Origin of the sequence: Grimontia celer, from assembly GCF_900055185.1 — a bacterium.
GTDB classification, from domain to species: Bacteria; Pseudomonadota; Gammaproteobacteria; order Enterobacterales; family Vibrionaceae; genus Enterovibrio; species Enterovibrio celer.
Map to the genome: position 1 here is coordinate 1636606 of NZ_FIZX01000002.1, position 13136 is coordinate 1649741.

A 13136-nucleotide genomic window follows, 5' to 3' on the forward strand; every position below is an offset into this window, starting at 1 on the left:
CTTTCCTCTATACGCCGTTATACGATTACTATCCGTCCCGATTGTCGAGCGGGATTACACTTTCGCGACCCGACAGTGTTTTGGTTGCGACATGATTTTTGTGGCAAGGCGGCAAATGCAGGGGCTGTGGCAGCTCCCCCTTTCTTGTCCGGTTAATGTTTTCCACCACTACTTTTGCAGCACTTGAAGCGAGCGTCGCGCCCGATATATGCGGTGTTACCGTCACTTTGGGGTGCTGCCACAGTGGAGATGAAGAAGGCAAAGGTTCGGTTTGATGCGCATCCAGAACGGCAGCGGACAAACGGTCGGAGTCCAAGGCATCAACCAGTGCAGTTTCGTCTATCACTGCGCCGCGACTAATACTGACTACCCGGGCTCCGTTTGGTAGAAAACCCAGAGTGTTGTCGTCCAGTAAATGATGAGTCGAAGGGTTCAGCGGCAGACAATTCACGACTATCTCAGCATGAGCTAACGCCTCTTCCAAACGCTCTGCTCCGGCAAGACTACAAACCCCTTCAATTTGTTTTGGCTCTGCATCCCAGCCTTTCACGCAAAAGCCGCTCAGAGCGATATGCTGCGCGACTTTCCCGCCGATTTGTCCAAGCCCAAGCACAGTCACCGGGAAGTGTTTTGGCATAGTCGCATCATGACGCTCCCAATGAGCCGCCCTCTCCTGCTGGCTGTAGACATCAAACTGACGTTGGAAATGGAGGACCCAATAGAGTGCGTATCTCGCCATATCCATGACGACTGCTGGGTCAACCAATCTGACGATTGGCACCATGGGCAACGATACTTCCTGATCAATATGCTCTGTGCCCGCGCCTAATAGCATGATGGCTTGTAGGTTGGGGTATCGGACGAGATCTCCGTGCGGATGATCCCAGACCAACGCGAATTCTATGTCCGTAGGAGAAAAATCATCATCAGGCAGCACGATGCGATCATCAGGCAACAGCTCGCTCAGCATTTGATGCCAAGGTGCGTTCCCGTATCCCATATTGTTGAGCAAAATCGCCATGTTGTACCCGTTCTGACACATTACTCACTTTCACATCGCTCAAATATTGACCGACCATGAAATATGTGTAAAACAAATATAATTGGTACATTAATTCGTTTTTTTCGATATCTAACTGGAGCAAGTAAAACGCAGGGATCAGGACAGCTAACGTAAGCGAGAAGGAAGGGCAAAGCGTTGAACATAGAAACCATCAGGGCGTTTCTGGAAGTGGTCTCGACTGGCAGTTTCCAGCAGGCCGCCGATAATCTCTACATCACACAATCGACCATGAGTGCGAGAATTAAAGGGCTCGAGGAAAGGCTAAACAGGCCTCTGTTTCAGCGCACAAGACATGGTGTGGTTCTCACTACGGGCGGCCACAAATTTCTGCGCCATGCGACGACCATGGTGAAAGCCTGGGAGCATGCAAGACTCGAAATCACCTTGCCTGATGATTCGCAATCCGTCGTCACCATCGGTTTTCATCTCAATGTATGGCCACTTTGGGCGGATAGTTGGTTTAGCTGGATGACGGACAACCACCCCCAACTCGCCACCCAGGCAAGGGCTGACGCTTCTCTCCCTTTAATCAATAGCCTAAAGGAAGGATTGGTGGATTTGGTTGTGGTTCACGAGCCACAGCAAAGTCCTCAACTCGCCGCTGAGTTTCTGGGGGAGGATGAACTGGTATTGGTTTCCAGTGAAGCCAGACATGTCGAGGAGAAACAAGTACCTGGTTATATTTATGTCGATTGGGGAGAAAGCTTTCGTACCCAACATAACCGGCTTTATCCTGAGGCACCCTATCACCGCATCGAAATCAGCCAAGCCGTGGTGGCACTGGCACACATTGAGCGGTTCGGCGGCTCCGGCTATTTCCCCCGACAGTTAGTCATTGAGCACCTACAAAGTGGCAGACTGACTGAAGTCGGAGGCGCTGCCACTATGAATCTTCCCGTTTATCTCGTCTGTCTACACTACCGAAAAGATGAACCCACCGTTCAGGCTGCTGTTGACGGCCTTAAGGCAATCGTATGAGTGTAAAGATCACGGCTATCAAGCGTCAAAAAGTGACCATTCCCTTTGAGCGTCCAATAAAAACAGCCATTCATGACATGCGTTCCGTCGGCTGCGTTCTGGTCACTATCGAAACCAATCAGGGTATCTGCGGCGAGAGTTATCTCTTCACACTCAATGGGGTTCGCCTGAACGCATTTGATGAAATGCTCAAAGGACTTGGCGAGTTCTTTGTTGGAGAAGATCCCCGCTATGTAGAGCGGCATTGGCAAAAAGTCTGGAATGAGGTGAATCCCAGCGGACACAAAGGCTTGACTATCGCTGCGCTCTCAGCTCTGGATACCGCATGCTGGGATTTAAATGGCAAGCTTGCTTCACTTCCTCTCCATCAACTTTTCGGCGCTTGTCGGGATGAGGTGGAGACTTACGCGAGCGGTGGCCTCTGGCTGATGGACAGTGAAGAACAGTTGAAGCTGGACGCTGAAAACTTTATCCAGCAAGGCTTTAAAGCAATGAAAGTGCGGGTCGGCAGCGCTGACATTCAACGCGACGTCCGACGGGTAGGCTTAGTGCGGGAAGCTGTCGGCGACGATGTGGTATTGATGGCAGACTGCAATCAATCTCTGTCTGTGAAACAGGCCATTCGCCTTGGAAAAGCACTAGCTCCGTTTAACCTGAGTTGGCTGGAGGAGCCTGTCTCTGCGGATGATTTAGATGGGCATGTCGAAGTCAGGCGCGCATTGGATATTGATATCGCCAGCGGTGAAACCGAATACTCACGGTTTGGCATGCAAGCGATGCTACAAAAACGTGCCTGCGATATTTTAATGCCAGATCTACAGCGTATTGGCGGACTGAGCGAAATGCGTAAAACTGCCGCATTGGCCTCGGCCTACCACATTCCTATTTCTACGCATATCTTCACTGAGCACAGCTTATGCATTGCGGGAAGCAGCACTAACTGTGTTTCTGTTGAACACATGCCTTGGTTCGCACCTCTGTTTAATGAAGAGATGATCATAAAAGACGGAAAGCTTGAAATACCTATAAGACCAGGATGCGGTTTCACCTTTAATCATCAGGTAGTCGAAAAAATGAAGGTGTAGTTTGGGTTAATTCAGTCACTTTACAGCGCGAGACAAAGGTGCTGAGCAAAGCCTGATAACGCTGCAGGATTGGCTCAGCACCTTCCAACGCCATACTAAGCTGGCCAGATTTCGCCAGTGACTCATCTCCACTTATTGGGGCATCCACCAAAACTAAATCCGGTGGGGCCTGTTCCCGAAGGGAGTCCCAACGGACATTCTGAAAGGGGCTCAATTCAAACCAGATATCCAACCCTTCTGCATTGTGGAGAATACCTTTCTCTCCCAGCCCTTCGGCCATGACATCTTCCGGCCCTGGCAACAGACTGAACAAAATTGTACATCGCTCAGCAATAGATGCAGTGTTGATTCCTTCTCTCGCACCCGAGGCTTTGAGCCTTGCCATCGCTTCCCGCTGAGTAGCATCAAACACATACAAGCGACAGCCGTGAGTTTGACACCAAGTCAAAATACGCTGAGCAACGGGCTCTCCCAATTTGCCCAACCCGATAAAGCCAATATCCATGAATGGCACCTTCATATCGGTGATTGTGACTTATTAGCAGAAACCAGATCATCTGGGGTGATTTGCGGCATCGCGTACATGAATTGCGCTGTTTGCGACATGGCAAAAATGAAAACGACTAGGGGAAGATAAACGAAGAAAACAAAAGCGCCTGCTGAATGCAGGCGCTTTGTTTATGATTAACCGCTGAACGTGCCGGTCTTTGTTGTGTCAGTACGTTCGCCCGACTTAGGGTCCGGACCAAAACGGTTGCTGCCTTTGGTGCCATCGAAAGCATTCAGTACCAGCAATGCAATGACACCAAACGGCAAAATACCGATCAATGCCCACCAGCCCACACGATCTGTGTCGTGCAGACGGCGCACGGTGACTGCCAGCGTCGGAATAAATACCGCTATCGCGTATACCGTTCCCACTGTGCCAATGCCAATATCAGGGTTAAATGTGCCCAACGCCTGATCCACAAATGCCAGTGCAAAAGTGAACAGCATGTTGAACGCTAAAAACATCCAGTATTCTTTGCGGCGCGCGCGGCCTTTGAAGTTCGCGTATTGTTTCAACACGCCGAAATACCAATTCATGGTTCTCTCCGAGTAATAAGCCAGCGGAAACACCGGCCCACTGGCAAAAAGTCAGCGCTTATTTTAACAAATTATCCAACCTATTGAACAACCTGACACAGTGAGTGAAGGCACATTGCTGACGCTGAGTTGTTGCATATTGGTTAACAAGCTGACTAACTGAATGACTCAGCGGCATTTTTCATCAAAGGGATATGAAAAAGCATCACCCATCTTCATCAATGACCTGGCTTCCCATTCTGCTCGCGGTAATCGCTACCATGAGCTGGGCGGGTAACATTACGCTGGCAAAGCTGGTCAATGAATCCATTCCGCCGATAGGACTTGCCTTCTGGCGCTGGACAGTTGCCTCGCTGGTTCTGGCTCCGTTTGTGTTGCGCCCAATGCGTGAACAATGGCCATTATTCAGAGCCAATGCATCGTTGATGGTGTTATTGGCGCTCTTCGGTGTCGCGGGTTACAACACGCTGGTATACATTGCATTGGAAAACACCCTCTCCACCAACGTGGTGATCTTGCAATCTTCTTCACCTTTGTGGATTCTCTTGGTGCAGTTTCTGCTCTTTCGTCAACTCACCACGCTCAAACAGGCTGTCGCTATTTCCGTCTCAGCGATTGGCGTCTTACTCATTATCACCAAAGGTCAACTGGTGAGTGACTTCCATATTGGCAATAGTGAGCTTATTGCACTTTTCGCGATTCTGGTTTGGGCGACCTATTCCGTGCTGGTGCAAAAACTCCCTGAAGCACTCAAGGGCTTACCTATGTTGGGTTACACCGTTTTTCTCGGCAACCTGATACTGCTTCCGTTTTACCTTGGGGAATCACTGTGGTTCGAAACCATGCCAATGACCAAGGAAAGTTTCGCTATCTCTCTCTACACCGGTATTTTCGCATCCGGTATTGCCTTCTTTTGTTGGAATGCAGCCGTACAGCGAATGGGAGCAGCAACCACCGGGCAATTTATGCATTTGATCCCGGTATTTGGGCTGATTTTTTCCATGCTGCTTCTTGGAGAAAGATTAGAGAATTACCACTGGTTAGGAATTGGCTTTATCGTCACGGGTATCGTGGTGGCGAATATCTCTGGCGGTTCCCATCACACAGATTCGGTGAAGCACTGAAAAAAAAGCGCTCAGCAGGCGAGCGCGGAAGATCCAACAAGGGATAGAAAGGGGCTGTTGATCTTTGGTGGTTAAATTTTGTTCTCGCTATAAGCGTTTTAGGCGCGGCGAGGTGTGTGCCGCCTAGTTATTCTAAGCAAATACACCTCAACAAAGCATAAAACGCTTAGAGCAGAACCCTTCGGGCAGCGTTTGTGGGGAATTTCTGCTGCGTTATCGGCTTCTCATGTAGGCTAGCTACACATCGAAGCCTCTGCCTTGCACAAAACCCCCACAAACTGCTGCAAAAATCATCACCAAAGGTCGACAGCCCCTAGAGTGAATTACTTTTCTTGTGGTTTGAGTTGCCCCAAAGCACGGAACCAATCTTCGATGTGATAAGTCTTCACAATCTTGCCGTCTTCGATGGTGTGAATATCCAGAGTCATGGTTTCAAACGTTTTTCCATTCACTGGCTGACCAAAGAAGGTGTCACCAGCAGGTGTGCCTGACAATGTGCCGCGCACCACCACTTCATTTTCAGTGGTGACGGAAATATCATCCTGTGTCCACTTCATGTCTGGCAAAATCTTAGGAAACGCACCGGCAACCGCTTTCATTGTGTCATCCAGATTTTTGTAACCTGTGTTGCTATAGTACGACTTCCAATCCGGCGAGATATTCGCGCGAGCGGCAGCCTCAGAACCCTGTAGGCTAAACAAATCGTAAAAAGGCTTCACAATCGCCTGACCTTCTTCAATGGTCAGTTGCTCTGCTGCTACCGGCACGGTTGCCATCAACACCGTACCTGCCAGCGCACCCATCATTATTTTTCTCATCGTATCTCCCTGAGTTTTTTGGTTTGTTATCTGTCATTCCAGACTAAGAGAACACTGAGGTTCTGATAAGACGCTATATTTGAATTGGTTTGTTCGGATAATCAGAACAATGGAGAGGAAATGAATCTGCACTACTTAAAAGGGCTCGCCATTTTTGCCACTGTAATAGACAAAGGAAGCTTTGCCAAAGCAGCTTCAGCGCTGGGCTTGAATCGCTCTGCGGTCAGCGAGCAAATCAGTAAGCTAGAGGAAGGGCTGGGCGTCCGGTTGCTGCAACGCACCACCCGCCAGCTCACTCTAACAGCGGATGGTGAGGCGCTATATCCTTCAGCCAAAGCGATTGTTAACGGTCTCGACAGTGCAGAACCAAGCCTGAACCTGAACAAACCGCAGGGGACAGTTCGGGTTACGACAACTTACGACTTTGCCGCGAACTGGTTGCTGCCTAAAGCCGCTGGTTTTAAGGTGCAGTACCCCGGAATCCATATCGACTACGTCCTGTCTGATGAGCGTATTGATCTGGTGAAGGAGAAAGTGGATCTTGCCGTGCGAATCGCCAACATTGAAGAAGCGGGATATATCGCCCGTCCTTTGTTTAAAGATAAAGCCGGCGTTTATTGCTCACCTGAATTGGCGAATCAAATGGGCAATACGGCGACTGATAACAACATTGCGGATTACCCTTGGGTGCTGTTTGAAGCCATGACGCCAAATAATTTGGTAACCCTCTCTAATAGCGAAAAAAAACTGACCTTTACCCCCACCCATTTCGACAAAACCAATTCCCCGACTATGATGCGGGAGATGGTGCTCTCCGGTCAGGTCGTTGGCCTTCAACCAGATAGGATGATGGAAGACCCGCTCAACGAAAACCGCGTCGTCAAACTGCTACCGGATTGGTATGGCAGGGATTTTTACTATTACCTGCTTTATCCGTCGCGAAAACACCTCTCTCTGCGTACTAGGTTGTTTATTGATTACCTGATGCAGTTTGCAGAGTGATTGGCATTCGTTATAGTGGCGCCCAGATCCAAAACGGAAGTCGCGAAAAATGCTGTTTATTTCTCACAACGTTTCTATCCCCGATGACGAGATTGATATCTCGTATATCCGCGCGCAAGGCGCTGGCGGCCAGAACGTAAACAAAGTCTCCTCAGCGGTGCATCTTCGCTTTGATGTGCAGGCATCGTCGCTGTCAGAGTTCTATAAAGAACGATTACTGGCACTGAAAGACAGTCGCCTGACCAAAGACGGTGTCATCGTGATCAAAGCCCAACAGTTCAGAACACAAGAGAAGAATCGTGAGGATGCACTGCTGCGCCTTCAGGAATTGATCAAAAGCGTCGCTCAAGTGCAAAAAGCGCGCCGTGCTACCAAGCCGACCAAGTCATCACAAAGAAAGCGCATGGACAGTAAAACCCAGCGCGGGAAGACCAAATCACTTCGCGGCAAAGTCCAGTTCTGATCTTCTCTACTCCTCCTAACTCATTGGCCTAATGTCACATTACTCAGCCCATTCCTTACGTCGGGCTTGTTTGCAGTGACGTCTTGTTGTGCAATCAAAGTACAACAAAAAAGGAGGACCACCCAGTGGCCAATGTAGACTTTAAGGAATACCCGCTCTCACAAACGCAGGCTATCGTCTGGAACGACATGGACGCGCTGCAACACATCAACAACACCGTATATTTCCGCTACTTCGAGGATGTTCGCGTCGTCATGCTCGAAGCGCTCAAAGTGTTCGATTTCGTCAAAAGCCACAACATTGGCCCTGTCGTCGCTTCAACACGGTGCGATTACCGCGCGCCACTGGTTTACCCAGACACTATCACTACGATTTCCTGGGTCGAAAACATTCAGGAAAAACGCTACACCATGAAATATGAGATCCACAGCCATAACCAACAACGTTGCGTGGCAGAAGGAGAAGCGCTGATCGTGTATTGCGATTTCAACACAGGGAAAAGCTGTCCTATTCCTGCTGAAACGCTGGAAGGACTTCAAGCTTATGTGGGTGGTCAATGACCGCAAACTCCCTCACGCTTTCTGCACTGCGCTCTGGCTTTGAAAGCCGGAGCGTATCTCCACTGGATATCTCCCTCTCAAATGGGCAACATCTGGTGATTCACGGCCCTTCAGGCTGTGGCAAAAGCAGCCTACTCAAAGTGATTTGTGGATTGTTGCCTGCTTCGGAAGGAAGTATTCAATGGGACTCAAAGAGCGTTACTCTGGAATCACTGTCATGGTGGCGCACTCAGGTTAATTACCTGCCACAGGATCCGGTCATGGGTGGTGACACTATCGAAGCGGTGTTGATGCTGCCTTGGTCAATGCAGGCGACCACACTGAGCAAGCCAGATCCCGCTAAATGCCAAGAAGTATTGAGATCGCTCTCGCTCCAACATGCACTCAGCGCTGAAATTTCCTCACTCTCTGGCGGCGAAAAACAGCGCCTTGCCATTGCCCGTGCCCTGATATTGGAACGCCCAATCTGGCTGATGGATGAACCCACGTCAGCGCTAGATGGCAATAGTCGCGATATCGTGATGTCGCTTTTGAAGGCCAAAGACATTATTGCGGTCTCTGTCTCCCACGACCCAGTTTGGATCGCAGCAGCAGATGTCGAATTTAATATGGGAGTCGCATCATGAATGGCGCGCTCGAAATCAGTCCCTGGGCATTAGCTGGCCTCTATTGTGTTTTCCTGATCCCACTTCTGCTTTTCCAGCGCTGGCAATTGGGGCTAAGTAAAAGCCTGATCACCTCAGTGGTGAGAATGACCCTACAACTCGCAGTAGTCGGTCTTTATCTCCAAACCCTGTTTAACTTCGCCAGCTTCTGGCTTAACACGGCTTGGTTGCTGGTGATGATACTGGTGGCAAGCTGGACTATCTGCAAACAAGCCGACACGCCATGGCGCAAAATGTTGCCCGCCGTGCTGAGCGGACAATTAGTTTCCCTTGGAATTGTGCTGCCACTATTGATGGTCGGGGTGATTCAAACTTCTCCGTGGTGGCAGGCACAATATCTAATCCCTGTGGCGGGGATGTTGCTCGGCAATATGCTGTCTGCCAATGTGCTGGCGATTGAACGTCTGCATTCCAGCATGAAACAGCGCCACGCGGAATATCAGTTTTATGTGGCTCTTGGCGCGAAAGAGCCGGGTAAGCCATTTCTGAAAGAAGCTTTTTCTGCCGCCCTGAGACCGCCATTGGCTGCCATGAGCACTTTAGGTATTGTCAGCCTACCTGGAATGATGACAGGGCAAATTCTGGGTGGTACAGAGCCCTTGCTGGCGGTGAAATATCAACTGGTGATTATGGTAGCCATTTTCATCACAGTCACCTTGTCAGTCGCCACCACACTCAAACTGAGTAGCCTGCGACTGACTGATAGCTACGGCAGATTGAACAGCTAGTGCTAGATAGCAAAAAGCCCGACCAGATGGTCGGGCTTTCGTTATTCGGTTGGCTGTCGATTAAGACACTGACAGTACCAAACCTGGCAGTACAACAAACACAGCGGTCAGGTAGGCCACTACAGCCAGTTTTGTCTTCGCAGCGTAGTCGGCCAGAAGTTCTGCTGCTTTCAGCGGCAGTTCACGCAGGAACGGAATACCGAAGATAACCAGAATACCCAGAACATTGAATGCCAAGTGAACCAGTGCAATCTGAAGAGCAAATACTGCGTTACCACCTGTTACTGCGGTTGCAGCTAACAGTGCCGTGATACAAGTACCGATGTTCGCACCCAGAGTGAATGGGTAAACCTGACGCACGCTCAGTACGTTAGTGCCTACCAGCGGAACAACAAGGCTTGTCGTTGTTGAAGAAGACTGAACCAGAATAGTCACCAGCGTACCCGATGCAATGCTGTGAATCGGACCACGGCCGATTGCACCGTTCAGTACTTCGCGCGCTTTACCTACCATCAGTTTCTTCATCAGTTTGCCCATCACAGTGATAGAGACAACAACCAGGAGAATACCGAACAGAACCAGCGCTACACCACCGAACGACCCAGGGAAGATTTCGAATACTGATTTAGCACCACTCACAACCGGCTTAGTCAAAGGCTTGATGAAGTTCAGGCCTTTCAGGCTGAGGTTGTCAGCTTGCATCAGTGGGGATACGAGCCAAGCGGAGATTTTCGCCAGGAAGCCGGTCATCATTTCCAGCGGAAGGAAAATGGCAACCGCAAATAGGTTGAAGAAGTCGTGTACGGTGGCACAAGCAAATGCGCGACGAAACTCTTCTTTACAGCGTGCGTGACCCAAACTCACCAAGGTGTTTGTTACCGTAGTGCCGATGTTTGCGCCCATCACCATTGGGATTGCCATTGCAACTGGCAGACCACCAGCAACAAGACCAACGATAATCGCAGTGACTGTGCTTGAAGATTGAATCAACGCGGTACCGACGATACCAATCATCAAACCTGCAACAGGGTTAGAGGCAAATTCGAAAAGCTCTTTTGCCTGCTCACCTACAGCCCATTTGAAACCACTGCCGATCATGGATACGGAAACCAGCAGAAGATACAACATACCAATGAGTGTTGCCCATTGCATTGCACGTTTTGGATTCGCGGACTGAGGTCCTTGTAGCGCATCAGACTGGATGCTCATAACTCACTTCCTGATAGTAATGTTTTCAGTTCGAAGTGGATGCTATGAATTAAATATTACAGAAATATGAATCCAAGATTGCGACGGCACTTTTTTTACTCTTTTTGCGCTCAAAATATGACCAAACAGAAATTTCCCAAATGGCTAGCAGAAAAATCCTTCATGACAAGCCATAAAGATGTTTCGAGCTGTTACTATTTCTCTTCACAATATGACCGCAAAACAACACCTATAAAGTCAGGCTTGCCGCCTTAAATTTCATACAATGGGAATTTATTTTACGAAGATCTTGATAGGCAGAATTTCTCACCATGCCATTTTTAACCACCTTGAGTTTCCAGATGTGGCGCCTTCCTCTGTGATAAGGGCGTCACTGAGCTTAGAAACGTAGCGACTGCATCTCCAGCGGCTCTGGCTAGGCATGTCTAATCGCGTTGTTTCTGTTTGTAGGGAGTGTGGCCATCTCACACAATATAACGCCCCAATTTATGTTGGGATCTGAGCCAGCTTAACAAGGTCGTAGCTGGCTCCTTGAGATGACTAAAGTGCTTACTCACCTGGGTAGATGATAAACGTGATGCAGCTGTTATCTACGTAGGTCCAGCTATAGTCATTTTGAGCGCAGAAGGTAACGGGTTGTACCTGGCCTGAAGAAAGGTCGTGTGTATAAGTCTCACTAAATTGATAAGTCGATTCAGCAACCATACTAGCGGCAGCCACAAAAACGCTTCGGTTGAATGGATTGTCCGATTTAAAGATAGTGGAGGACGCATCAAAGCTGACTTGTTTTGCGTCGGCAACATGTAAGTTCACTCTCTTGTTTGTCTCTCCATTATATTCTTCACCATTCACTCTCACTATAGCTGTAGGAGCGTCTGTTCTGTCTCCTCTTGCGTAGATGTATTGCGACACGTTGTAGCCTATAGCTGTGTTCCCAAAATACTCATCTTGATACGCACCATTAATTGCTCTTACCTCAAGCTTAAAATTCCTTGTGCTGTCAGGAAGGTCAAAGTCCAAATGCTTTTCGCTGGTGAGAAGATTCAGTACGCGGTGCTCCGCATAAGTGCTATCCGTTAGAGACCACTCATAAGTGATAGGATCTGGTGCTGTATAATCCGCTTCATTCGTAATCTGAACACTTCGAGTAATAGTTGTAGATACAGTCTCTTCCGATTGGCTCGTGAGATTTTCAAGTCTAGGGCTCGAAATCACATCATCATCCGTCAAAGACGAAGCGACCTGCCAAGTGTCAGACTCGCAGTCATTTGAGTCATAGCACCACATAAAGTGCAAGTCACCATACTGCGGATACTTAAAGCGCAGTACTGACATTCCTTCTTCGAGACCTGCATAAATCAGGAAGCTATCCAACGGGCTTTTTAGCAAATCCCAATACCCGTTTTCGCCGTAGGCAGCGGCATCAAGCTCAACGCACTGGTCGGGATCAACGGTTACCACTGCTGCAGGATTCGCCGGCGCTATCAATATACTATTGCCATCATGACATGTTGGCAGCGTTGCCGTTCCATTCACTTCGATGTTCAAATACCGCTTTATAACTTCTCCACTGCCCTCAAGTCGGACAGCTACTTTTTGAGTTTCTGCCTCATCTGTATCCATCAAATAATCGTAATGATTCAAGGGGCGATAGGTGAGCGTGTTTCTTGTCTGATTGACGATTAGCTGTCCGCGGTTTGGCTGCTCAACCTCAACAAACTTTAGGTCCAGATCGCTAAACACATCCACACCAACTGTTTTGTCGGTATCTTTGTCCGTTGTCAGCGTAATCACGTCTGAACTGTGGTTGGTAATGGCTACATTGATGCACTTTTCAAAACCTTCCAAGGTCTCACTATCGTAGCCCGACTTATCAGCACAGCCCGTTAGTAAAAATTCACCTGGGTTGTTTTGCATGAATATATAGGAATCGCCTTGGGACTCGGACAACACCGCCATGCTGCCAGTGCTGACCTCTTTCAAGGTCCACTCGTGCTCGGGGAGCCCCTCTCCTTCAACTGTTGCAGTAAACGTTGAAGACTCACCGGCAAAAAGATGGAGAGCTCCCTTGTTGTCCATTGGCAGGGGAATAAAAGTTCGTTGATCGTACGCCAAAGAGTATGATTCAAGCGTACCGCTGCTGGGTGTTGATTCTTCAGGAGAAGTCGACCCGCCATTACTCGTACTAGCTGAATCACCACTTCCTCCACCACAGCCCAATAGAGCCAACGCTATTGGTAGACAAATCATTGTGCGCATAGATATTCCCTGTCCGTTTCTTCACATTCCTCTATGCACACACTATGAAGTTGCATTCACGAGCTCAATAACGGCAATCGATTACATAATCAATAA

Annotated in this window: 14 protein-coding genes; 8 read left to right on the top strand and 6 right to left on the bottom strand. The window is 48.9% G+C overall.

Annotated features, from left to right (window positions below; genetic code table 11):
• Positions 1-28: 28 nt before the first annotated feature.
• Complete coding sequence (locus GCE9029_RS17585) at positions 29-1042, bottom strand: 2-hydroxyacid dehydrogenase (protein ID WP_082804374.1); 1014 nt, start codon at positions 1040-1042, stop codon at positions 29-31.
• Positions 1043-1198: 156 nt separating this feature from the next.
• Here GCE9029_RS17585 and GCE9029_RS17590 point away from each other — a divergent pair, with 156 nt between their 5' ends.
• Entirely contained in the window at positions 1199-2041 is an 843-nt protein-coding gene (locus GCE9029_RS17590; RefSeq protein WP_062665207.1) for a LysR family transcriptional regulator, read from the top strand.
• On the top strand, positions 2038-3126 hold the full coding sequence (locus GCE9029_RS17595; RefSeq protein ID WP_062665209.1) for a mandelate racemase/muconate lactonizing enzyme family protein: 1089 nt from the start codon (positions 2038-2040) through the stop codon (positions 3124-3126). The genes GCE9029_RS17590 and GCE9029_RS17595 overlap by 4 nt, the downstream gene beginning before the upstream one ends.
• On the opposite strand, the gene GCE9029_RS17600 is transcribed toward GCE9029_RS17595, so the two are convergent.
• Positions 3092-3631: an NAD(P)-binding domain-containing protein gene (locus tag GCE9029_RS17600; RefSeq protein ID WP_062665211.1), complete on the bottom strand. Its 540-nt coding sequence runs from the start codon at positions 3629-3631 to the stop codon at positions 3092-3094. The two genes, GCE9029_RS17595 and GCE9029_RS17600, sit on opposite strands and share 35 nt — an antisense overlap.
• A gap of 179 nt (positions 3632-3810) precedes the next feature.
• Positions 3811-4212 carry a DUF805 domain-containing protein gene (locus GCE9029_RS17605; RefSeq protein WP_062665213.1) on the bottom strand — a complete coding sequence of 134 codons (402 nt, stop codon included), beginning with the start codon at positions 4210-4212 and terminating at the stop codon, positions 3811-3813.
• 194 nt (positions 4213-4406) lie between these two features.
• Between GCE9029_RS17605 and GCE9029_RS17610 the strand changes: the two genes are divergently transcribed.
• The gene (locus tag GCE9029_RS17610; RefSeq protein WP_062665214.1) at positions 4407-5336 is read left to right on the top strand and encodes a DMT family transporter; all 930 of its coding nucleotides are present in this window, start codon (positions 4407-4409) and stop codon (positions 5334-5336) included.
• A 323-nt stretch (positions 5337-5659) separates the two neighbouring features.
• Here the strand turns inward: GCE9029_RS17610 and GCE9029_RS17615 are convergent, their stop codons facing one another.
• Positions 5660-6154: an ester cyclase gene (locus GCE9029_RS17615; protein ID WP_062665215.1), complete on the bottom strand. Its 495-nt coding sequence runs from the start codon at positions 6152-6154 to the stop codon at positions 5660-5662.
• Positions 6155-6274: 120 nt separating this feature from the next.
• On the opposite strand from GCE9029_RS17615, the gene GCE9029_RS17620 reads away from it, so the two are divergent.
• The 5 genes from GCE9029_RS17620 (at position 6275) to GCE9029_RS17640 (ending at position 9572) form a co-directional block, all read left to right on the top strand.
• A complete protein-coding gene (locus GCE9029_RS17620) occupies positions 6275-7156 on the top strand; it encodes a LysR family transcriptional regulator (protein ID WP_062665216.1) in 882 nt (293 codons plus the stop codon).
• Positions 7157-7205: 49 nt separating this feature from the next.
• A complete protein-coding gene (gene arfB, locus GCE9029_RS17625) occupies positions 7206-7619 on the top strand; it encodes an alternative ribosome rescue aminoacyl-tRNA hydrolase ArfB (RefSeq protein WP_062665218.1) in 414 nt (137 codons plus the stop codon).
• 125 nt (positions 7620-7744) lie between these two features.
• Positions 7745-8179 carry an acyl-CoA thioesterase gene (locus GCE9029_RS17630; RefSeq protein ID WP_231870142.1) on the top strand — a complete coding sequence of 145 codons (435 nt, stop codon included), beginning with the start codon at positions 7745-7747 and terminating at the stop codon, positions 8177-8179.
• Positions 8176-8805, top strand: a complete 630-nt coding sequence (locus tag GCE9029_RS17635) for an ABC transporter ATP-binding protein (RefSeq protein ID WP_062665220.1) — start codon at positions 8176-8178, stop codon at positions 8803-8805. The genes GCE9029_RS17630 and GCE9029_RS17635 overlap by 4 nt, the downstream gene beginning before the upstream one ends.
• Positions 8802-9572, top strand: coding sequence for an ABC transporter permease (locus tag GCE9029_RS17640; RefSeq protein WP_062665221.1), 771 nt, complete (start codon positions 8802-8804; stop codon positions 9570-9572). The genes GCE9029_RS17635 and GCE9029_RS17640 overlap by 4 nt, the downstream gene beginning before the upstream one ends.
• Before the next feature lie 60 nt (positions 9573-9632).
• Here GCE9029_RS17640 and GCE9029_RS17645 read toward each other — a convergent pair whose 3' ends face one another.
• Together GCE9029_RS17645 and GCE9029_RS17650 are read right to left on the bottom strand one after the other, a co-directional pair.
• A complete protein-coding gene (locus GCE9029_RS17645; protein WP_062665222.1) occupies positions 9633-10781 on the bottom strand; it encodes a Na/Pi symporter in 1149 nt (382 codons plus the stop codon).
• 549 nt (positions 10782-11330) lie between these two features.
• Positions 11331-13040, bottom strand: coding sequence for a hypothetical protein (locus tag GCE9029_RS17650; protein ID WP_062665224.1), 1710 nt, complete (start codon positions 13038-13040; stop codon positions 11331-11333).
• Positions 13041-13136 lie beyond the last annotated feature (96 nt).

Coding starts and splice junctions, on each gene's coding strand:
- GCE9029_RS17585 (WP_082804374.1), bottom strand. CDS start 1,042: ATGTGTCAGAACGGGTACAACATGGCGATTTTGCTCAACAATATGGGA.
- GCE9029_RS17595 (WP_062665209.1), top strand. CDS start 2,038: ATGAGTGTAAAGATCACGGCTATCAAGCGTCAAAAAGTGACCATTCCC.
- GCE9029_RS17600 (WP_062665211.1), bottom strand. CDS start 3,631: ATGGATATTGGCTTTATCGGGTTGGGCAAATTGGGAGAGCCCGTTGCT.
- GCE9029_RS17605 (WP_062665213.1), bottom strand. CDS start 4,212: ATGAATTGGTATTTCGGCGTGTTGAAACAATACGCGAACTTCAAAGGC.
- GCE9029_RS17610 (WP_062665214.1), top strand. CDS start 4,407: ATGAAAAAGCATCACCCATCTTCATCAATGACCTGGCTTCCCATTCTG.
- GCE9029_RS17615 (WP_062665215.1), bottom strand. CDS start 6,154: ATGAGAAAAATAATGATGGGTGCGCTGGCAGGTACGGTGTTGATGGCA.
- GCE9029_RS17620 (WP_062665216.1), top strand. CDS start 6,275: ATGAATCTGCACTACTTAAAAGGGCTCGCCATTTTTGCCACTGTAATA.
- arfB (WP_062665218.1), top strand. CDS start 7,206: ATGCTGTTTATTTCTCACAACGTTTCTATCCCCGATGACGAGATTGAT.
- GCE9029_RS17635 (WP_062665220.1), top strand. CDS start 8,176: ATGACCGCAAACTCCCTCACGCTTTCTGCACTGCGCTCTGGCTTTGAA.
- GCE9029_RS17640 (WP_062665221.1), top strand. CDS start 8,802: ATGAATGGCGCGCTCGAAATCAGTCCCTGGGCATTAGCTGGCCTCTAT.
- GCE9029_RS17645 (WP_062665222.1), bottom strand. CDS start 10,781: ATGAGCATCCAGTCTGATGCGCTACAAGGACCTCAGTCCGCGAATCCA.
- GCE9029_RS17650 (WP_062665224.1), bottom strand. CDS start 13,040: ATGCGCACAATGATTTGTCTACCAATAGCGTTGGCTCTATTGGGCTGT.